This is a genomic window from Halomonas sp., from assembly GCF_034520545.1.
Classification (GTDB): Bacteria; Pseudomonadota; Gammaproteobacteria; order Pseudomonadales; family Halomonadaceae; genus Halomonas.
On record NZ_JAXHNN010000002.1, the window covers coordinates 165,517 to 185,114 of the forward strand.

General features: G+C 64.8%; 19 protein-coding genes. 9 read left to right on the plus strand and 10 right to left on the minus strand.

Annotated elements, in window-relative coordinates:
• Positions 1-30 precede the first annotated feature (30 nt).
• The 6 genes from U5L98_RS00805 to U5L98_RS00830 all read left to right on the plus strand — a co-directional run bounded on the left by U5L98_RS00805 (position 31) and on the right by U5L98_RS00830 (position 5,185).
• Positions 31-858, plus strand: coding sequence for a DUF1338 domain-containing protein (locus U5L98_RS00805; protein ID WP_322556450.1), 828 nt, complete (start codon positions 31-33; stop codon positions 856-858).
• Positions 848-1,834 (plus strand): succinylglutamate desuccinylase, encoded by a 987-nt coding sequence (locus U5L98_RS00810; protein ID WP_322556451.1) that lies wholly within the window; start codon positions 848-850, stop codon positions 1,832-1,834. The genes U5L98_RS00805 and U5L98_RS00810 overlap by 11 nt, the downstream gene beginning before the upstream one ends.
• Before the next feature lie 249 nt (positions 1,835-2,083).
• On the plus strand, positions 2,084-2,854 hold the full coding sequence (locus U5L98_RS00815) for an ABC transporter ATP-binding protein (protein WP_322556452.1): 771 nt from the start codon (positions 2,084-2,086) through the stop codon (positions 2,852-2,854).
• A 24-nt stretch (positions 2,855-2,878) separates the two neighbouring features.
• Positions 2,879-3,583 carry an ABC transporter permease gene (locus tag U5L98_RS00820; protein ID WP_322556453.1) on the plus strand — a complete coding sequence of 235 codons (705 nt, stop codon included), beginning with the start codon at positions 2,879-2,881 and terminating at the stop codon, positions 3,581-3,583.
• Positions 3,583-4,314, plus strand: a complete 732-nt coding sequence (locus tag U5L98_RS00825; RefSeq protein ID WP_322556454.1) for an ABC transporter permease — start codon at positions 3,583-3,585, stop codon at positions 4,312-4,314. The genes U5L98_RS00820 and U5L98_RS00825 overlap by 1 nt, the downstream gene beginning before the upstream one ends.
• A gap of 100 nt (positions 4,315-4,414) precedes the next feature.
• Positions 4,415-5,185: a transporter substrate-binding domain-containing protein gene (locus U5L98_RS00830; protein WP_322556455.1), complete on the plus strand. Its 771-nt coding sequence runs from the start codon at positions 4,415-4,417 to the stop codon at positions 5,183-5,185.
• Positions 5,186-5,254: 69 nt separating this feature from the next.
• Here the strand turns inward: U5L98_RS00830 and U5L98_RS00835 are convergent, their stop codons facing one another.
• Positions 5,255-5,995, minus strand: a complete 741-nt coding sequence (locus tag U5L98_RS00835; protein WP_322556456.1) for a glutamine amidotransferase-related protein — start codon at positions 5,993-5,995, stop codon at positions 5,255-5,257.
• Positions 5,996-6,082: 87 nt separating this feature from the next.
• Positions 6,083-7,285 (minus strand): cation:proton antiporter, encoded by a 1,203-nt coding sequence (locus tag U5L98_RS00840; protein WP_322556457.1) that lies wholly within the window; start codon positions 7,283-7,285, stop codon positions 6,083-6,085.
• Between the two features lie 220 nt (positions 7,286-7,505).
• On the opposite strand from U5L98_RS00840, the gene U5L98_RS00845 reads away from it, so the two are divergent.
• Both U5L98_RS00845 and U5L98_RS00850 read left to right on the plus strand, forming a co-directional pair.
• Positions 7,506-8,945, plus strand: a complete 1,440-nt coding sequence (locus U5L98_RS00845) for an ethylbenzene dehydrogenase-related protein (protein WP_322556458.1) — start codon at positions 7,506-7,508, stop codon at positions 8,943-8,945.
• Positions 8,942-9,493, plus strand: coding sequence for a hypothetical protein (locus U5L98_RS00850; RefSeq protein ID WP_322556459.1), 552 nt, complete (start codon positions 8,942-8,944; stop codon positions 9,491-9,493). Before U5L98_RS00845 ends, U5L98_RS00850 begins: the two co-directional genes overlap by 4 nt.
• 70 nt (positions 9,494-9,563) lie before the next feature.
• Here U5L98_RS00850 and U5L98_RS00855 read toward each other — a convergent pair whose 3' ends face one another.
• Entirely contained in the window at positions 9,564-10,676 is a 1,113-nt protein-coding gene (locus U5L98_RS00855) for a 5-(carboxyamino)imidazole ribonucleotide synthase (RefSeq protein WP_322556460.1), read from the minus strand.
• Positions 10,677-10,689: 13 nt separating this feature from the next.
• Entirely contained in the window at positions 10,690-11,202 is a 513-nt protein-coding gene (gene purE / locus U5L98_RS00860; protein WP_322556461.1) for a 5-(carboxyamino)imidazole ribonucleotide mutase, read from the minus strand.
• Positions 11,203-11,440: 238 nt separating this feature from the next.
• Here purE and U5L98_RS00865 point away from each other — a divergent pair, with 238 nt between their 5' ends.
• Entirely contained in the window at positions 11,441-11,995 is a 555-nt protein-coding gene (locus U5L98_RS00865; protein WP_322556462.1) for a hypothetical protein, read from the plus strand.
• A gap of 77 nt (positions 11,996-12,072) precedes the next feature.
• On the opposite strand, the gene U5L98_RS00870 is transcribed toward U5L98_RS00865, so the two are convergent.
• From U5L98_RS00870 to U5L98_RS00895, 6 genes are all read right to left on the minus strand, one after another.
• A complete protein-coding gene (locus tag U5L98_RS00870) occupies positions 12,073-14,064 on the minus strand; it encodes a TRAP transporter permease (RefSeq protein WP_322556463.1) in 1,992 nt (663 codons plus the stop codon).
• Between the two features lie 25 nt (positions 14,065-14,089).
• The gene (locus U5L98_RS00875) at positions 14,090-14,611 is read right to left on the minus strand and encodes a DUF1850 domain-containing protein (RefSeq protein WP_416208156.1); all 522 of its coding nucleotides are present in this window, start codon (positions 14,609-14,611) and stop codon (positions 14,090-14,092) included.
• Positions 14,612-14,615: 4 nt separating this feature from the next.
• Positions 14,616-15,575 carry a TAXI family TRAP transporter solute-binding subunit gene (locus tag U5L98_RS00880; protein ID WP_322556464.1) on the minus strand — a complete coding sequence of 320 codons (960 nt, stop codon included), beginning with the start codon at positions 15,573-15,575 and terminating at the stop codon, positions 14,616-14,618.
• Between the two features lie 162 nt (positions 15,576-15,737).
• Complete coding sequence (gene lhgO / locus U5L98_RS00885; RefSeq protein WP_322556465.1) at positions 15,738-16,934, minus strand: L-2-hydroxyglutarate oxidase; 1,197 nt, start codon at positions 16,932-16,934, stop codon at positions 15,738-15,740.
• Positions 16,935-17,020: 86 nt separating this feature from the next.
• Positions 17,021-18,001, minus strand: coding sequence for a glutarate dioxygenase GlaH (gene glaH, locus U5L98_RS00890; protein ID WP_322556466.1), 981 nt, complete (start codon positions 17,999-18,001; stop codon positions 17,021-17,023).
• Between the two features lie 150 nt (positions 18,002-18,151).
• The gene (locus tag U5L98_RS00895; protein WP_322556467.1) at positions 18,152-19,591 is read right to left on the minus strand and encodes an APC family permease; all 1,440 of its coding nucleotides are present in this window, start codon (positions 19,589-19,591) and stop codon (positions 18,152-18,154) included.
• Positions 19,592-19,598 lie beyond the last annotated feature (7 nt).

Genomic DNA, 19,598 nt, shown 5'->3' on the forward strand with positions numbered 1-19,598 from the left:
ACCACCACAACATCGACAACAGGTGCCCACATGCCTTCCGACATGAGCCTCGAGCAGTTCTTCTCGCGCCTCTGGGACGACTACACCGCCATGACGCCCCAGGCGAGCCGCATCCATGACGCTCTGGTCGCCGATGGCGAGACCATCGTCAACGACCACGTGGCCTTCCGCACCTTCGACCGCGGTCCCATTCGCCTGGCCGACCTCGAGCCGCATCTGCTGGCGCTCGGCTACACCCGGCTGGAGCCCTATGATTTCGAGGCCAAGAAGCTGCGTGCCTGGGGCTACCTGCCGCCGCGTGAGGACCAGCCCAGGGTGTTCCTCTCGGAGCTGAAGTGTCGCGAGCTGTCGGCTGCTGCCCAGGAGATCATCGACGAACTGGTGGAGCAGATCGATCCTGCCCACATCGCCTCGCCCGAGGTGATGTGGTCCGGCCGTCTCTGGGAGGCGCCGACCTGGGGGGAATACTGCACCCTCGCGAAGGAGAGCGAATACGCCGCCTGGCTGTCGATCATCGGGCTGCGAGCCAACCACTTCACGATCAGCGTCAACCACCTGCACCACCACGACACCCTGGAGAAGCTGCTGGCCAAGGTCGAGTCGTTGGGACTGGCCATCAATGCCTCCGGCGGACGCATCAAGGGCTCCCCCGAGGTACTGCTGGAGCAGGCCTCGACGCTCGCCGACCGCATGCCTTTCACCTTTTCCGGCGGCCGGGTCGAAGAGATCCCCACCTGCTACTACGAGTTCGCCCGGCGCTATCGGGATGCCGAGGGCCGGCTCTACCAGGGCTTCGTCGCCGCCAGCGCCGATCGCATCTTCGAGTCAACCGACGCCCGTCCCGGCCATGCTGGCTGAGTGGCTCGACCAGGGCCTGGAAGGTCGCACCTCCTCTCCCGCCGAGGGCAGGGTCTCGGGCGGACGTTTCCGGATGGCCGCCCCGGGAGTTCTCGAACTCGTGCCGCACACCCTCGCCACGGAGGCGAGGGCCTGCGTGCTATCAGTCGGCGTCCACGGCAACGAGACGGCTCCCATGGAGATGCTGGGCGAGGCCCTCGCCCGCCTGGAAGCCGGGCTGCTACATCTGGGAGCGCCACTGCTGGTGATCCTGGGCAACCCCGAGGCAATCCGGCGCGGCCAGCGCTATGTGGCCACCAACCTCAACCGGCTGTTTCGCCGCGAACTTGCGGAGGCGGGTGACGAGCCCGACCGGGCCCGGGCGCTGATGGCCGCGGTAGACGCCTTCTACGCCCGCCATGCAGGCCTCTCCCGCCTTCACTACGACCTGCATACGGCGATCCGCGACAGCCGCTACCCGCGCTTCGTGGTCGAGCCCTTCGCAGAAGCGCCCACACCCCATGAGCAGTGGTGCTGGCTAGCGGCCGCCGGCATCCAGGCGGTGCTTCACCAGCACCGTCACAGCTGGACCTTCTCGCACTATTCAAAGCACTACCATGGTGCGGCGACCTTTACCCTGGAACTGGGGCGTGCCCTGCCATTCGGCCACAATGACCTTGCGCCCCTTGCACCCATGGGCCGGCTGCTCGAGGCACTGATAGAAGGCCGTGAGCCCGCCACTGACGACCCCCGCGCCATGACCTTCTTCCGCGCCGAGCATGAGCTCCTGCGTCACAGCGAGGCGTTCCGGCTCTGCTTTCCCGACGATACGCCCAACTTCAGCGAGTTCTCGCCAGGCACGCGGCTGGCGGAAGACGCCGTCGCCGGCGAGACCCGGGTCGGCGAAACCCCGCTGTCAGTGGTCTTTCCCAACGCCGAGGTCGAGGTCGGTGCCCGGGCGGCGCTGCTGGTAGTTCCGAGCCCACCGCCGGACTGATGCCTTCACCACGGCACCTCACAACAACAATCGCCAGGAGAATCACCATGCCCCATGCCATCCCCAACCCGGACCAAGGTAGAAAACTCGACCCGTCGCGGCCCGCTTCCGGAAATCCTCCGGCCTGTTAGAATCGCCCTCTTTTTGATGCCCGGTTTTGATTCCCGGTTTTGATCCCCGGTTTTGATCTCCGGCCCGCGCCGGCCGATCATCGATGCGGCGGACCGCCCACGATCTGGAGCCCGTTACATGGCCGATACCCCGATTCCGCTGGAAGTGCGCAATATCACCAAGCGCTTCGGCGACGCAGAGGTCCTCAAGGGCCTTTCCCTGAAGGCGCACAAGGGCGATGTGATCACCCTGATCGGCGCCTCAGGTTCCGGCAAGAGCACCTTCCTGCGCTGCATGAACCTGCTCGAGCAACCCGACGAGGGCGACGTGATCGTCCACGGCGAGGAGATCCGCTTCAAGCAGACGAAGCACGGCCGCGAACCGGCCGACTGGAAGCAGGTCGTGCGCATGCGCGCCAAGCTATCCATGGTCTTCCAGAGCTTCAATCTCTGGGCCCACATGACACTGCTCGAAAACGTCATCGAGGCCCCGATCCATGTGCTCGGCAAGCCCAAGAAGGAGGCCATCGCGCATGCCCGTCAGCTGCTCGAACGGGTGGGCCTGGGGGAGCACGCCGACTACTACCCTGCCCAGATGTCCGGTGGACAGCAGCAGCGTGGCGCCATCGCCCGGGCACTGGCCATGGATCCGGAGGTGATGCTCTTCGATGAGCCTACCTCGGCGCTGGACCCGGAACTTGTCGGCGACGTGCTGAAGGTGATGCGCGACCTCGCCGAAGAGGGCCGCACCATGATCGTGGTCACCCACGAGATGTCCTTCGCCCGTGACGTCTCCTCCCAGGTGATCTATCTGCATCAGGGGCGAGTCGAGGAAGCCGGCCCGCCGGAAGAAGTCCTGGGCAACCCGAGCTCCGAACGACTCAAGCAGTTCCTGGCGCCCAAGCACTGAGGCGACCCGGACGAGGAGACATCCATGATCGATCTGCACGGCTACGGCCCGCGTCTCGCGGAAGGGGCCCTGATCACCATCGAACTGGCAGTGCTTTCGCTGATCCTTGCCATCGTGCTGGGCCTCGCGACCGCCAGCGCCAAGATGTCACGCAACTGGCTGGCCCATCGCATCGGCACCGTCTACACCACCGTCATCCGCGGCGTGCCCGACCTGGTACTGATGATGCTGATGTTCTTCGGCGGCCAGATCGGCATCAACATGGTCACCGACCAACTCTACGAGCGCTTCGGGTGGGATATCTTCATCAACATCAACGAGTTCGTCGCCGGCGTTATCACCATCGGGCTGATCTTCGGCGCCTACATGGGCGAGACCTTCCGTGGCGCCTTCCTGGCGGTGGACAGCGGCCAGATCGAGGCCGGGCGTGCCTACGGCATGAACCACTGGCTGGTATTTCGGCGTATCCGTTTCCCGCAGATGATGCGCCACGCCATTCCGGGGCTCTCCAACAACTGGATGGTGCTGCTCAAGACCACCGCCCTGGTCTCGGTGATCGGCCTCACCGACATGGTTCGCGTGGCCGCCGAGGCCTCCAAGGCCACCCGCGAGCCCTTCACTTTCATGATCATCGTCGCCGCCGTCTACCTGATGATTGCCACGGTCTCCGAGTGGGGCTTTGCGCGGCTGCAGAAACGCTATGACGTCGGCTATCGGGAGGCGGACTGATGGAAGCCCTGATGAACTGGCTGGATACCCAGCTCGCCGACAACAGCATCTTCACTCTGCAGACCCTCGGCTTCTACGGAGAGGGCCTGGTCACTACCGTGCAGCTGGTATTCCTCTCGCTGATCATCGGTCTGGTCATGGCGGTACCGCTGGCCATCGGCCGCGGCTCAAAACACCGCTGGGTGAGCCTGCCGATCTTCCTCTACTGCTACGTGTTCCGTGGCACACCGCTACTGGTCCAGCTCTATCTGATCTACTACGGCGTGGTGTTCGTCGACGGCATCCAGGAGACCTGGCTGTGGGTGATTCTCGAAAAACCCTTCGTGCCTGCGCTGATCGCCTTCACCCTCAACACTGCGGCCTACACCACCGAGATCTTTCGCGGCGCCATCAAGTCCACGGCCCGCGGGGAGATCGAGGCAGCAAGGGCCTACGGCATGTCCCGGGGGCTGATGCTGCGGCGTATCGTGCTGCCCAGTGCCTTCCGGCGCGCCCTGCCCGCTTACGGCAACGAGGTGATCTTCATGCTCCACGCCAGCGCCATCGCCAGCGTGGTCACCATCATGGACCTGACCGGGGCAGCCCGCTTCGTCTATGCGCGCTACTACGCGCCCTTCGATGCCTTCCTTTTCGTCGCGGCCATCTATCTCTGCTTGACGTTCGCCATCCTCTACCTGTTCCGCTATCTGGAACGGCGCCTGCTGGCACACCTCAAGCCGGCCAGCGGCTGACAGGCGACCGACTCCCCCTTCCGACGGGCACCGGCATCCGCTATGGTGGTCGCGTCGTCACCCACGAGGTGAAATTACCAACAACACGGGAAAACACCCCATGAAACTACACAAGATCCTGAGTCTCGGCGTGTTCAGCGCCGTCCTGGTCGCCGGCAGCGCCAATGCCGAGGTACGCGACATCCGCATCGGCGTCGACGTGCCCTATGAGCCCATGGAATACCGCACCCCCGACGGCGAGCTGACCGGCTTCGACATCGATCTGGGCAACGCCCTGTGTGCCGAGATCGGCATCCAGTGCGAGTGGGTGGTGCAAGGCTGGGACGGCATCATCCCCGGCCTCCAGGCGCGCAAGTACGACGCCATCATGTCCTCGATGACCATCAACGAGCAGCGTCGCGAGCAGGTGCTTTTCTCCGACCCCTACATCACCCCGCCGTCTGCCTGGTTCGCCCCTGCCGACGTCGAGATCGGTACGCCGTCTGAAGAGACCCTCGAAGGCATGACCCTCGGCGTGCAGCGCGGGACCCTGCAGGACAACTACGTGACCGACATGTACGGCGACGTGGCCGACGTCAATCGCTACGCCACCGCCGACGACATGGTGCTGGACATGGACTCCGGCCGCCTCGACGCGGTGTTCCTCGACTTCCCGATCGGCAAGTCCACTCTGATCGACAGCGAGGCCGGAAACTACAAGCTGGTCGGCGAGAAAATCACCGAGCCCAAGAAGTACTTCGGTGAAGGTTTCGGCATCGCCTTCCGCCAGCGCGACCAGGAACTGGCCGAGGCCTTCAATGCGGCCCTGAAGACGCTGCAGGACAACGGTACCTACGAGGAGATTCACGAGAAGTACTTCGGTACGGAGTGATTCGAACGATATAGTGCCAGCCGATTCGACCGGGGCCTCAGGGCCCGGTCGTCCGTTCGGGCCCGGTCATCAACACGAGGCCTGACGGTCGTTCTCGCGGATCTCGATGGCCCGATGCACGAAGGCCAGGATCCAGCGAACCATCAGTGTGTCGTCCGCCGGCGCCGAAAGTGACGCCTCGCCCTGGCGCACCCGATGCTCCCCGATCAGGTCGGCACGCAGCGCCATCAGGTCCCTCGAGTACGCCTTGGTGAACTCGGGGTGGCCTTGAACCCCCAGGAAGTGCTCGCCGAGCTGCATCAGGTAACTGGGGCAAAAGGCACTACCGCCCAGCACCCGGGCTCCCTTCGGCAGCCGCTCCACCTGGTCCTGGTGACTCACCACCAGCTGGAGTTTCGGCTGCCAGGGGTCCATCCAGTCGGCCCGATCGGTGACCCGGTTGAATGACAGCCCCACGCCCCAGCCCTTGCGGCTCTTCGCCACCTCGCCGCCCAAGGCCTTCGCCATCAGCTGGTGACCGAAGCAGATGCCCACCAGCGGCTTTCCAGCGGCCCAGAGCTCGCGCACGAAGGCCTCGAGCTCGGCGATCCAGGGCAGGTCATCATTGACCCCGAACTTCGCTCCCGTTGTCAGCCACGCATCTACTGCCTCGACATCCTCGGGAATCTCACCGTCGAGGCAGCGCCAGACGCGAAACTCCAGGGTCGGGTCCACGCGATGGAATAACACCTCGAACATTTCGGGATAGTTGCCGTGGGTCTCACGTAGCTCCAGCGCCACGTCATCACACTGCAGCAGTCCGATCACCATGCCTTGCCCTCTCCCTGTCATCTCGCCTTTCTCTCGATGCCCACCATCATGTCATCCCACCGCCACGTCGCAGCCTGGGAGGGTCCATCAGCGGAGCACCCGCTTGACCAGCAGCGGACCGAGGATCTCGAAGATCACGGTCGAAGCCACAACCGCCGACAGCAGCATGGGGCCGTGCTCGGGAAAGCGTTCGGCGGCGAGCAGCGCCATGCCCATCGCGACCCCGGCCTGGGGGGTCAGCGCCAAACCGAGGCTCCCGGGCAGCTCGGCCTGACGTTTCCGAGCCAGATGCACACCGAGCAGGCCGCCCAGGTAGCGCCCCGCCAGGCGCAGCAGGATGTAGGCAAGTGTCAGGCCGAAGGCATCGCCAAAGCGGTAGAGATCGATGCTGGCCCCCGACAACACGAAGAAGAATACCAGGAAGGGCCACTCGATCAGCTCGATTTCATTGAACGAACGCGTGTGGTGGCTGGAAAGATTGGCCACCAGGGCACCGGTGACCATCGCCGCCAGCAGGGACGAAACCCCGAGCCAGGAGGAGATCCCGGCCAGCAAGAGGATCAGCGCCAGGGCTTCCACCTGGGTCGGCTCGCCCGGCGCCAGGCGTCCCGTCAACCAGGCCGCGGGCAATCCGATCCCTATCCCCAGCAACAGGGCACCCCCCAGTTCCCAGGCCGCCTCGATCAGCGCCAGTTCACCATCACCAGACAGCATCCACCCCAACACGGCCATGGCAAACCCGAAGGCCAGGATCCCCCAGCCGTCGTCGATGGCGACGATACCCAGCAGCAGGCGAGCCCTCAATCGGGTATCACCACTGGCACGCACCGTCTGCTGCACGGCTGCAGGATCGGTCGCTACGGAGATGGCCGCCAGTGAGACCGCCACCACTATCGGGAACCCCAATGCCAGCAGACCGACGCCCACCGCCAGTGCACCCACACCGATCACCGAGATCGAGACGATCAGGATCAGCGGGCCGGTCAGGCGCAGGCGTTCCAGGGTCAGTTCGCCACCGAGCAGGAAGGCCACCATCACCAGGGCCACCTGGATCAGCGGCTCGGCCAGGCCGTCGAGCGGCCGGCCACCGGGCTGATCCAGGCCCAACTGCTGAACAACCGCCACCCCGACACCCACCAGAACCAGCAGCGAGATACGCGGCAGGCGGGTTCGGCTGGCCACCGCGTCGGCCATTATGCTCGTGGACAGGATCACGCCCAGCAGTATCAGGCTGACCGAGGAAAAGGTCGGGTCGATAGGCAACCAGGAGAGTGTGTCGGGCAGAGTCACCTTTTCGTTCCTCGTCGGTCATGAGCAAGTCAAGTAGCGAGCCACCAGCCTAGCATGGAGACGCAAGCCATCGCCCCGGGGGACGGAGGCCATCGAGCCCCGCAACCAACGGTTGTGACGCCTTGTCGCACCCAACTTGATTTATGTCATCTCAAGAAGCCGGCCAGGGTCCATACTGAAAATGCGTTACATTATTTTATTTTGTGTTTCAGGAGGTCACATGGCACAACAAGACAAGAGCGCCATCCCCTGGTTGGCCTTCGGGGTGCCGATAGCCCTAGGACTGGCCTGGGTCACGCAAGGCACCGGGGTGATCGAAAACGATCTCGAGCGCAACATCTATATTCCCGAAGAGCTGACCATGCCGCTGCAGGTACAGGCTGCCCACAATGGCCGGCAGATCTTCTTCCGCTACCGCTGGCCGGCGGAACAGCCGCATGTCTATCACGACATGCTGCGCTACGAGGATGGTGAATGGATCCGCCACGGCAGCTCGAGTCCTTGGCCTGACCCCGATGGCACCTACGAGGATCGGGTCGCCATGCTGGTCGACGACGGTGGCGTGCCCGACTTCGGCCGCTATGGTGGCTATATTACCGTGGGTGACCGAATGCGCTTCTTCAGCGACTCGGCGAGCCCTGCCGAGGTCTCGGAGCACCCTCATCTCGGCCAGGAAATGGGAAAGAGCGATGTCCGCAAGTATCTGCCGGCCACCCGGTCGGACCAGAACGACTGGCGCAGCGTGGTCGACGCCGATGTGCTGGAAACCCAGCGTGAAGCCGGCTACTTCCTCGACCTCTGGCACTGGCGCGCCGGGCGCTCCAACCCCATCGGCGCCTCCGACGACCAGTGGATAGGCGAATACCGCAACAGCGATGAAGGCTCGGGCCCCTATACCACCAACTGGGATGGCGACAATGACCAGCCGCGCTGGATGCTCGACCCAGAAGAAACGGGCCAGCGGGCCCTGCGCTGGGAGGATGTGGAATCCGGCGAGGTCGACTTCGATGGTATCTACTACCTCTCGGAAGACAACCGCACCGACTTCGATCCCGACCACGACTGGCAGAACGGCGACGTTATCCCTCGCCGCCTGCTTCGTGAGCTCCAGGGTTCCAGGGGCAGCATCTCGGTCCATGGTCAGGCTCGTTGGGAGGACGGTTACTGGGACGTGACCCTGGTGCGTGACATGGATACCGGCAATCCGCTGGACGACAAGGCCTTCCACGAGCAAGGCATCTACGACGTCGGTATCGGTGTCTATCGCAACGCCACCGGCAGTCGCTGGCACTATGTTTCCCATCCCTACACGGTAGGACTGGGGCGTGATGCCGACTTCCAGGCCGAGGCGTTCAATGGCAGATCCCCCGACTGGAGTGATGACTGGTTCGAGATGACGCTCTTCTATCCCGGGCAAGTGGACTGGCCGACGCTGATCAGCCGCGCCCATGCCGGCGCCGAGGATATCGCCGAGAACAAGCCGGTCAGGCCCCGCCACAGCGAGAAGCAACTGGCACTCTACGGGGTGGAGATGGAGTTCAGGGAGGCCATCACCTCGCATTGGTGGATGACCCTGATCGCGGGCCTGATCGCCATGCTCGGCACGACCCTCGCCCTGCTGCCCAGCTTCCGTTCCACTCGCCAAGGAGATCGCTCATGAACGGCACTCACGCCATGCTCTCCCACTTCCCGGTGGGCTTCTGGGCACTCGCCACCCTGATGATCCTGGTCGGCGCCTTCCTCTCCGGTCGATTGGCCGAGATCAGTCGCGCCGCCCTGCTCCCGGTGCTGGTACTCAGCCTGCTCGGCGGGCTAGTCGCCATCATCGTCGGGTTTCTGGTCTGGCCCATGGAGGCCAACCTGGCCAGTCCGCTGACGCGTAACCATATCCTGATGTCCTTCTGGTCCCTGGGCATCTTCACCATGATCACCGTGCTGGTATGGAAAGCCGGCGATGCGGCCTTCGAGGGCAATCGTCGCTGGGCATTGGTGATCCTGGCCCTGACCGGGGGTCTGATGTTCGCCTCCGCCGGCACCCTGGGGGGCCATCTCGCGGGCGCCGCCACGGCCTTCTCGGATGTCCTCGGCTTGATGGGCTGGGAGGTCTACACCACCTTCTACAGCCCCCTCTGGGCCGTCGCCATCATGGTGATCATCGGTATCGCCCTGGGGGCGCTAGGGATCCTGAGCCAGCGCAAGGGAGACTGACACCCCGGCCGACTCGCACGTAAAGGAAAGGGCCCCGCTTCGGAGGGGCCCTTGTCTTGCCGGGGAACGCTTACGCGAAACTGAACTGCGGGGCGGGAGCATCCGGCAAGAGGGCCGCGCAGGCGCGCACCCGCTCTAGCAGCGCCTCATGGGTGGGCGCCAGCAGATTGACGTGGGCCAGCTTGCGCCCGGGGCGCTCGCTCTTGTCATAGCGATGCAGGTGGGAATCCGGCAGGGCCAGGATCTCGGCCATTTCGCCCTCCCGGCCGATCACGTTGACCATGCAGGTCGGCATGCGCGCCGAGGTATCGCCCAGCGGCAGCCCCTGGATGGCACGCAGGTGGTTCTCGAACTGGCTGGTCACCGCGCCGTCGATCGACCAGTGGCCGGAGTTGTGTACCCGGGGCGCCATCTCGTTGGCCAGCAGGGCCCCGTCACGGGTCTGGAACAGCTCCAGGGTCAGCACGCCCACATAGTCGAGTTCATCGAGCAGCGTACGAATGTAGCCATCGGCGACCTGCTGAACCCGCGGGTCGAGGTCCGGCATGGGGGCGATGGAGTAGCGCAGGATGCCGTCCTCGTGCTGGTTCTCGGCCATGGGATAGAAGACCACCTCGCCGTCGCGACCCCGCACGGCGATGATCGACACCTCGCGCACGAAATCGACGAAGGCCTCCACGACCAGTCGTGGATGGTTGATAGCGCACCAGGCCTCGTGAGCCTCGCTCGGGTCCTTGAGTACCGCCTGGCCCTTGCCGTCGTAGCCTTCGGTGACCGACTTGGCCACCACCGGGCAACCCAGCTCGCGGGCCGCAGCCTCCAGCTCGTCGGCGTGTTCGACCAGGCGATAGGCGGGGGTGGGAATGCTCAGGCGGTCGAACAGCGCCTTCTCCTCGGCGCGGTTCTGGCAGATGCGGATCGCCTCGCTGGACGGGAATACCGGCTTGACCTCCTCGATGGCCTGGACCAGCGAAACCGGCAGGTGCTCGAACTCGTAGGTCACCAGGTCGACCTTCTCCAGGAAGGCGTCGAGGTGTTTCCTGTCGGTATCTATCATCACATCGCCGATACCGGCGCTGGGGTGCCCAGTGGTGTCGAGGAAGGTGAAGCGGTTGGCCAGCGGATAGCCGGCAAGGGCCAGCATGCGGCCGAGTTGGCCAGCTCCCAGAACGCCGATGTTCATGTCGTCTCTCCTGTCACTCGGTAGCGGGACGCGGATCGGGATTGTCGAGCACCGTACGAGTCTGCTCGGCGCGGAAGGCCTCCACGGCGGCCTGCACCGTGGCGTCCTGGAGTCCGACGATCTGGGCGGCCATCAGCCCCGCATTGGTAGCGCCGGCCTTGCCGATGGCGAGCGTTCCCACGGCGATGCCGCCGGGCATCTGCACGATGGAGAGCAGCGAATCCAGGCCCTTGAGCGCCTTGGACTCCACCGGCACGCCGAGCACCGGCAGCGCCGTCTGGGAGGCCACCATTCCCGGCAGGTGGGCCGCACCACCGGCACCGGCGATGATCACCGAAAGGCCCCGCCCGGCCGCGCACTTGGCATAGTCGAAGAGCAGGTCCGGGGTGCGGTGGGCTGAGACCACCCGGGTCTCGCAAGGCACGCCCAGGCGTTCGAGCATCGACACGGCATGCTCCATGACCGGCCAGTCGGACTTCGACCCCATGATCACGCCAACCTTCGGCGCCTGTGTATCTGACTGCATGGCCTGCTCCTCGGCAACTGCCTCAGTACGGTAAAGAGTGGAGAAGGGAAAGCCGAACATTCTAGCGGTACGGGCCTGCACCGTCATCTTGACCACTCGGACAGTAGTTTCGACCTTTCCCCCCTGGGGCTATTGCAGGAAGATACCCGTCCGCATGCTAGATACGTCATTGCTTGCTAAAGTCGGGGGAAAGGGCAGCAAGGAAAAGCCCTCCTGGAAGCCACCAAGGAGAATGACCATGAAGCGTTCCATCATCTTTACCACGGCACTTGCCGGATCACTGCTGCTCGTTGGCTGCGACTCCGACAGCGAAACGAGCGACCAGTCCACACAGCAGGAAGAACCGACCGAGCAGAAGGTCCAGCAGGACACCGAGTCTGCAGAGCAGACGGCCGAAGAAGCTACCGACGCCACTGGCGAGGCCGCCGGGGATGCGGCCAGCGAGACGGCCGATACAATGGAGTCGGCCGGTGAGGCGATTGCCGAGAAAACCGCCGAAGCCGCGGCCGCCGCCGACGCGGCAGCCGAAGAGGCAGCCAGCGAAACGGGTGACGCCATGGAAACGGCCAAAGAGATGGTCGACGACGCCGTGGAGGCCACCCAGAGGACGGCCGGTGAGCTCATGGAAGGCACTCAGAAGGCAGTGAACGAGGCCATGAACTTCAACGAGCAGGAGGCCGAAGAGACCGCGGAGACCACCGACCAGGCGGCCGACGAAACGGCGTCGGCCGGCGACTCGGAAGACACGAACATGGAAGCGGACGCGCAAGTCGAGTCTTCCTCGGCCCAGTGAATCTCGCCCAGTACCTCACCCCTCTCTGAACCGAGCACTCAGCGATCAGCGGCGGCCCTCCCCGGGCCGCCCTTCTTTTATTCCCGCCGGCTGGCCAGCCAGTTGCCGGCCAGCGCCAGCACCATCACCACCACCCCGGCCACTTCCACCATCAGGTCGGGGTAGAAGGCTGCGGCAATTGCCGGCAGCAGTACCACGCGCACCGGCCAGGACATCCAGGTAAAGAGAAAGCCTTCCAGGGATGCGGCGAATGCTGCCAGGGCCAGGAAGCCGATGAAGGCGGTCCATACCAGCACCGGCACCGACCCACCCATGATGATTTCCGGGTTGTAGACCATGAACAGCGGGATCAGGTAGAGGCCCTTGGCGAACTTCCAGGCCTGGAAGCCGGTATCCATTGGCTTGGCACCGGCAATCGCCGCGCCGGCGAAACCGGCCAGGGCAATGGGCGGCGTGACGTTGGAGTCCTGGGAGTACCAGAACACCACCAGGTGAGCGATCAGCAGCGGAACGCCGAATTCGGCGGTCAGCGCCGGCCCCACCAGCACGATCAGCACGATGTAGCTGGCGGTGACCGGCAACCCCATGCCCAGCACCAGACTGGCCAGCAGCACCATCACCAGCGCCAGCAGCAGGTTGCCGCCAGAGAAGGCCATCATCATGGAGGAGAACTTGAGCCCCAGTCCGGTCAGGCCCACTACACCGACGATGATGCCGGCCACGGCACAGGCCATGGAGACGGCCACGGCATTGCGCGCACCCAGCTCAAGGCCACCGACCAGCTTGATCAGCCCGGCCTTCAGCGCCTCGACAAGCGTCTCCGCGGTCACCTTCTGCCCCTCACGCGGCGCGACGAACAGGAACCACACCGCGAAACGCAGCACTGCCACGGCCAGAATGGTGAGGATGGCGTAATAGCCCACTCGCATCGGCGACATGTTCATCACCAGCAGCCAGATCAGCACCGCCAATGGCAGCAGGAAATGCCAACCGGCCCCCATCACGTCGCGAATCTGCGGCAGCTCGGAGCGCGCCAGGCCCTGCATGCCCTGCTTGAGGGCGATAATGTGCACGAGGAGATAGACGGTGGCGAAGTACATGATCGCCGGCAAGATGCTCACCTTGACCACCTCGAGGTAGGGCATCCGGGTGTATTCGGCGATCAAGAAGGCCCCCGCCCCCATCAGCGGCGGCATGATCTGCCCGCCGGTGGACGCCGCCGCCTCGATGCCGCCGGCCTGGTGGGGCTTGTAGCCCAGGCGCTTCATCAGCGGAATGGTAAAGGCCCCGGTGGTCACCACGTTGGCGATAGCGCTGCCGGAGATCGAGCCCATGCCGGCGGAGGCGATGACCGCCGCCTTGGCCGGGCCACCGCGCTGGCGGCCGGTGGCGGCATAGGCCAGGTCGATGAAGAACTTGCCGGCCCCGGTGATCTCCAGGAAGGCCCCGAACAGCACGAAGATGAAGATATAGGTGGCCGCTACACCCATGGGCAGGCCGAAGATGCCCTCCTGGCCCAGGTAGAGCTGACCCACCAGACGGTCCAGGTTGTAGCCGCGGTGCTCGAGGATGCCAGGCAGGAACTGGCCCAGCCACGGCAGCTCGCCGCGGGGTCCGGCGAGGGCGTAGAGGATGGCGACCACGCCGATGAGGGTCATGCCCAGACCCACCGCCCGGCGTGCCGCCTCGAGCACGGTGACCGTGGCGATACAGCCGATCACGATATCGGTCTGGCTCCAGAAACCGGCGCGGTTGATGATCTCGTCGAGGAAGAGCACCAGGTAACCGCCGGTGACCAGCGCCCCGAGGAGAAAGAGCGTATCGAACAGCCCGGTGATGGGCCCGCGATCATGCTTTGCCCCTGGCAACGGGAACATCAGGAAGGCCAGCATCATGATCAGCATCAGGTGGATGCTGCGCTGGTAGAAGAGGCCCAGCGGCTGGATGCCGGCCGAATAGAGCTGGAACAGTGAGAGTCCCACCGCCACCAGGGTGATCAGCCAGAGCACCGGACGGGAATGGTTCGCCTGGCTACCGGGAATGATGGGGGAGTTACCCGAATCGCTCATCGTGGTTCTCTCGCAGGGTTGTCGTTCAGTCGGAGGCCGCGGGCAGGGCCAGACGGATCGTCACCCGCCGGTTCTCGGCCAGGCGACTCAGGCTGATGCGCTCGCCGTCCACCACCAGGCGGTGGTCGACGCGCATGGCACCCACCCGAAGCCGGTAGGCGTTGCCGGGTACCGGCTCGTCGATCGCCTCGATCCAGTAGCCGCCCTCGCCGTCGGAGACCTGGCGACCGCGCCCGGGGATATGGTCGAGCCCCGCGGCGAAGTCGGGCAGGTGGCTACGCTCGAGCACCATGCGACCCTCCCGATGGCGATAGCAGTCCAGCACCGGGAACCCCTCGACCGAGTGGTTCCACTCCAGGCACCAGCCCTCCCCCTCGGGCATCGGCAGGTTCACCAGGGTCTCGCCGTCGCTGTCCAGCACCTCGAGCCGGGCCTCGTCGGCCGCGATCGCCTGGTCAGCAGCCATCGGAGCGCCGGTCGCAAGGCCTACACACAGCAGCAGGGCGGGCAGCCAGGCCCGCCCTGCTTTCAGGCGCCAGTCACGCATCGCCTCAGGGGCGCTGGTGGTCCTGGATCTCGGCGCCCACCTCCTCGTAGTAACGCAGTGCGCCCGGATGGAAGGCGATCGGCGTGGACTCGATGCTGAACTCCACGGTGGTGTCATTGGCCGCAGGATGGATATCGATCAGCTCGTCGGTCCGCTCGAAGAGCATCTTGGTGATCTGATACGCCAGCTCCTCGTCCATTTCACTGCTTACTGCCAGCACGTTGGGAACACCGATGGTCTGCACGGCTTCGTCCATGCCTTCGTAGAGGCCCTCACGCAGGCTGTAGCGAGCGAACACCGGCGACTCTTCGCGAGCGTTGGCGACTTCCTCGTCGGTCAAGCCGACCACACGGATGTCGCGGGTGGTGGCCAGGTTCATGATCGAACTGGTGGGCGGCCCCACGCTCCAGAAGCCGGCGGCAATGTCGCCATCGCGGATGGCATCGGCCGTCTCGTTGAAGTTGAGGCGACGTGCATCGATGTCGTCGTAGGTGATGCCGTTGGCCTCGAGCACCGCGCGGGCATTGAGCTCGGTGCCGCTGCCCGGCGCACCCACGGAGACCGTCTTGCCCTCGAGGTCGGCGAGCGACTCGACACCGGAATCAGCCAGGGTGACGATCTGTACCGCATTGGGATAGACGGACGCCAGGGCGCGGATGTTCTCGAGCTGGCGCCCCTCGAAGTCGCCGGTGCCGTTGTAGGCCTGGTGGACGGTATCGGCCAGGGCCAGCGCCATGTCGGAATCACCGCGCCACACCAGCCCCATGTTCTCCACCGAGGCGCCGGTGACCTCGGCCACGGCCTCGTAGCCTTCGATATGCTTGCCGATCATCTCGGCCAGACCACCCCCCAGAGGGTAGTAGGTGCCGCCGGTACCGCCGGTAGCGACGGAAAGCTGCTGGGCGGCAGCCAGGGGGGCCGTGGCCATCAATGTGGCGGCAGCGGCGTACTTGAGAAATCGCATGGCAATCCTCCGGTCCTGAAACCAGGTTCGTTGTGAGTTGTTTCGGCGCCCGCATTCCATGGCGCCCAGACCAAGCTAGCACGGCTGCTGCGTGAGAGCCCAATATCCCGATTTCTACGTTCACCTGGCCGTTCGGCAATTCACATGTAGTGAACCCTGACCTCAGGCCTCGACCAGCGCCTTCACCTTCTCGACGATATGGGCGCCGATGGGGAGCGCCGAGGTCGCCGCCGGCGACGGGGCATTGCCGACGTTGACGGTGCGTGGCGTGTTGACGAACAGGAAGTCGTCCACCAGCTTGCCGTCGCGGGATACCGCCTGGGCGCGAACCCCTGCCGGATAGGGCTCCAGATCCTCCAACGTCAGGCTCGGACAGTATTTGCGCACCAGCTCGAGGTAGCCCCGCTTGTGCAGGGAGTTCTTCATCTCCGTGAGGCCCGGGCGCAGGTTCTTGCCCAGCACCTTGAGGATGCCGGGGTTGGTGAACATCTGCGCCAGGTCCCGCGGCGAGACGTCGCGCCGGCGATAGCCCTCGCGCTTAAAGGCCAGCACCGCATTGGGGCCCACGGTGACCGAGCCGTCGATCATCCGCGTCAGGTGCACGCCCAGGAAGGGCATGGAGGGATCCGGAATCGGGTAGATCAGGTGATTGACGATGTCGTTGTGCCGCTCGGGCAATCGATAATACTCGCCGCGGAAGGGGCAGATGGTGAAGCCGGGATCCTGACCCAGCATGCGCACTACCCGGTCGGCCATCAGTCCCGAGCAGGTCACGAGATAACGGCCGGAGACCTCGCCGGTCGTGGTGGAGACCACCACCTCCTGGCGTCGCTCCTCCAGGGCGGTGACCTCGGTATCGTAGCGGATCTCGCCGCCCTGCCGCTCAAAGTCGGCGGCCATGGCCCGGGTCACCGCCGCGTAGTCGACGATGCCGCTGGACGGAACAAAGATGCCACCCACGCCGGTGATGTTCGGCTCTCGCTCACGCAATGCGTCCGGCCCCAGCCACTCACGCTCGAGGCCGTTGGCTTCGGTGCGCTCCCATAGCGCCTTCATGCGCTGCATCTCGAGGTCATTGGTGGCGACCAGCAGCTTGCCGCAGCTGTCGTAGGGGATGTCTTGGGCCTCGCAGAAAGCCTTGGTGGCCCGATTGCCCTCCAGGCAGAAGCGCGCCTTATGGCTGCCCGGTGTGTAATAGACACCGGCGTGGATCACCCCACTGTTGTGGCCGGTCTGATGGCGCGCCGCCTCGCGCTCCTTTTCCACCAGCAGCATGCGGCGATCCGGATAGGCCTGCTTGAGCTGCATGGCGGTGGACATGCCCAAAATGCCACCGCCGATGATGATGAAATCGTACATGCCGTCCTCGCTCCTCCAATGAGACGGCCACGCCGTGGTCACGGCGTGGCCTCGTCAGTCTACCCCGTCGCTCGGGTCGCGGTGTCTCAGACCTGGCGCGGGTTGCGCAGAGTCTTGGCATGGGTGAAGTAGCCGCGCTGGCGCATCAGCTCGCGACGCAGGTCGGGATGGGGCTTGAAGCGGTCACGACCGTGCAGCCAGAAATGATTGTTGATCAGCAGGAAGCTGCCTACCGGGTTGGGCACCGAAAGGATCGCTGGGCTGTTCTCGAGCGACTCGGAGAGATCGGTCAGCCAGTTGCCCTCCTCGAAGTCCTTGGGCTGCACGAACTGGTCGATATAGGACATGATCGGTAAACCGCTGGCGTCCACGTCGAACACCGCATGGTAGATGTCCTTGGCGACGTTCTTGCTGGGCGGCGCGGTCCAGCGCATAGCCCGGCGTGCCAGCGGATGGTGGTAGAAGCGCTCCAGCCCCTCCCAGTCATCCAGGTGCAGCAGCAGCGAGTCGCCGCCCTCCATGTGCTGCTCGTCGATCTTCATCATCAGTACATAGTCGGTGTCCTGCTCAACGAAGGTGCCGTCGTTGTGCAGCTCCATCACCCGGTGCGGCTGGCGCAGGTAGCTGTCGGACTCGTCGACGTTCCTGACCACGAAGCGGGCATAGTACTGGCCGCTCATGGCGTCGTAGTTGGAGCGCCCCATCAGGTGCGCCACGGCGGTGGCGAACTTGACCATCTCGTCGGCCTGCTCGACGGCGTCGAGCCCTTCCGGGGTGACCTGGAGACCGCCGGTGGCACGATCCACCAGGGTGTTGACCAGCACCGGCTGCAGGGTGTTATCGCACAGGTCGTCGAGGATCCTCGCCACCCGGAAGCGCAGCATGGACTTGTACTCCAGGGCCTGCACCGGCCACTCGGCGACAGCCTCAAGGAAGGCCTCGACCACCTCGCGGCTGACGGTGAGCTGCAGCAGGCGCGGCGACTGGGCGGAGGGCGCCAGCGTGAAGCCGTGGATATCAGCGGGCAGGGGCATGGCGGTCTCGGGTAGCTGGGTCAATACGGTCATGTGGGGACTCCATGGCGTTACGTGGACACAATATAAAAATATCTATATTTTTATATTGTGTCAAAAATAAAGGACGGCCATCGGCCATCCTTTACGCTCTGCCTCGACGGCCGACCGGGAGATCCCGGCGCGGCCACCTGAGGGACGGGGTCAGCGACCGGGGTAGGGATCCCCTCCGGCCAGCTCGCGCTTCATCATGCTATCGCTGTAGGCCACGCCATAGCGGTTACGCGACCAGGCGTAGAGGGCCAGGCCGATCACCATCCAGCCGGCGAACATGAACCACTCGATAGTGGAGAGCGCCGAGGGGCTGCCGGGCAGGTACATGCCGATCAGCATCACCGACAAAATCACCGACAGGGCCCCTACGGTCTTGCCACGGCGGACCCGGAAGGGCCGCTCCATCTCCGGCTCGCGCCGGCGCAGCACCACGAAGGAGAGCGCCACGAAGAAGTAGGCGATAACGATGCCCAGGCCACCGGCCACCACCAGCCAGACCAGCGCCTGGCGGCCGAAGAAGGGTGCGATGGAGGAGAGCGCCCCCATCACCAGGATGGCGTTGGTTGGGGTGCGGTGCCTGGGGTGCAGCTTGGCCAGGAAGGCCGGCAGCATGCCCGAGTGTGCCAGGGCGTAGATGGCCCGTGAGCCGCCGATGTAGAAGGCGTTCCAGCTGGTGATGATGCCCGCGATACCGGCCAGGATCATCAGGTTGCCGGCCCAGGGCGCCTGGAAGGCCGCCTGCATGGCATCCGGCACCGCCAGCGAGCTGGCACCCAGCGCCTCAGGATCGAGCATCAGCGCGGTCCCCAGGATGATGAAGGCGTACCAGAACACCGCCAGGATCACCGAGATCATCAGCACCCGGCCGATCTCTCGGAACGGCAGGTTGATCTCCTCGGCGGCCTGGGGGATGACGTCGAAGCCGACGAACATGAAGGGCACCATGATGATCACCATCATGATGCCGCCCATCACGCCCTCCTCGACGCTGAACAGCGGCTGCATGGTCTCGGTGCTGCCCTGGAAGAGAGCGCCGGTGATGAACAGGATGCCGACCGCCAGGATCAGCAGGGTCACCACCTTCTGGACTAGGGCAGCGGTGCGCACGCCGATGTAGTTGATCCACATCATCAGCACCGACCCGGCCACGCCGACGGCGACCCAGGTGGCCTTCACGTCCCAGCCGGCGATGTTCCACATCTGGCCCACGGCATAGTTCGGGAAGAGGTGCTCCACCACGGTGGGCAGCGCCACGGCCTCGAAGGCCACCACGCTCACGTAGCCCAGGGTGATGGCCCAGGTGCAGAGGAAGGAGGCGAAGTGCCCCATGGCCCGGTAGCTATACACGTGCTCGCCCCCGACCTGGGGCATCGCCGAGGCCAGCTCGGCATAAGTCAGGCCCACCAGCACGATGATCAGCCCGCCGATCAAGAAGGCGGTGATCGCCCCCAGGCTGCCGGCCGACTGGATCCAGCTGCCGGTCAGCACGATCCAGCCCCAGCCGACCATGGCACCGAAGGCCAGGGCCAGCACGTCCTTGCGGGCAAGGACTCGCGTCAGGTGCGTCTCCGTGGACGTCTCGTTGTTCATGTCAGCC

Bases quoted from the DNA above. Each gene is read 5' to 3' on its own strand.
- U5L98_RS00805 (WP_322556450.1), top strand. From the start codon at position 31: ATGCCTTCCGACATGAGCCTCGAGCAGTTCTTCTCGCGCCTCTGGGAC.
- U5L98_RS00810 (WP_322556451.1), top strand. From the start codon at position 848: ATGCTGGCTGAGTGGCTCGACCAGGGCCTGGAAGGTCGCACCTCCTCT.
- U5L98_RS00815 (WP_322556452.1), top strand. From the start codon at position 2,084: ATGGCCGATACCCCGATTCCGCTGGAAGTGCGCAATATCACCAAGCGC.
- U5L98_RS00820 (WP_322556453.1), top strand. From the start codon at position 2,879: ATGATCGATCTGCACGGCTACGGCCCGCGTCTCGCGGAAGGGGCCCTG.
- U5L98_RS00825 (WP_322556454.1), top strand. From the start codon at position 3,583: ATGGAAGCCCTGATGAACTGGCTGGATACCCAGCTCGCCGACAACAGC.
- U5L98_RS00830 (WP_322556455.1), top strand. From the start codon at position 4,415: ATGAAACTACACAAGATCCTGAGTCTCGGCGTGTTCAGCGCCGTCCTG.
- U5L98_RS00835 (WP_322556456.1), bottom strand. From the start codon at position 5,995: ATGGTGATCGGACTGCTGCAGTGTGATGACGTGGCGCTGGAGCTACGT.
- U5L98_RS00845 (WP_322556458.1), top strand. From the start codon at position 7,506: ATGGCACAACAAGACAAGAGCGCCATCCCCTGGTTGGCCTTCGGGGTG.
- U5L98_RS00850 (WP_322556459.1), top strand. From the start codon at position 8,942: ATGAACGGCACTCACGCCATGCTCTCCCACTTCCCGGTGGGCTTCTGG.
- U5L98_RS00855 (WP_322556460.1), bottom strand. From the start codon at position 10,676: ATGAACATCGGCGTTCTGGGAGCTGGCCAACTCGGCCGCATGCTGGCC.
- purE (WP_322556461.1), bottom strand. From the start codon at position 11,202: ATGCAGTCAGATACACAGGCGCCGAAGGTTGGCGTGATCATGGGGTCG.
- U5L98_RS00865 (WP_322556462.1), top strand. From the start codon at position 11,441: ATGAAGCGTTCCATCATCTTTACCACGGCACTTGCCGGATCACTGCTG.
- U5L98_RS00870 (WP_322556463.1), bottom strand. From the start codon at position 14,064: ATGAGCGATTCGGGTAACTCCCCCATCATTCCCGGTAGCCAGGCGAAC.
- U5L98_RS00875 (WP_416208156.1), bottom strand. From the start codon at position 14,611: ATGCGTGACTGGCGCCTGAAAGCAGGGCGGGCCTGGCTGCCCGCCCTG.
- U5L98_RS00880 (WP_322556464.1), bottom strand. From the start codon at position 15,575: ATGCGATTTCTCAAGTACGCCGCTGCCGCCACATTGATGGCCACGGCC.
- lhgO (WP_322556465.1), bottom strand. From the start codon at position 16,934: ATGTACGATTTCATCATCATCGGCGGTGGCATTTTGGGCATGTCCACC.
- glaH (WP_322556466.1), bottom strand. From the start codon at position 18,001: ATGACCGTATTGACCCAGCTACCCGAGACCGCCATGCCCCTGCCCGCT.
- U5L98_RS00895 (WP_322556467.1), bottom strand. From the start codon at position 19,591: ATGAACAACGAGACGTCCACGGAGACGCACCTGACGCGAGTCCTTGCC.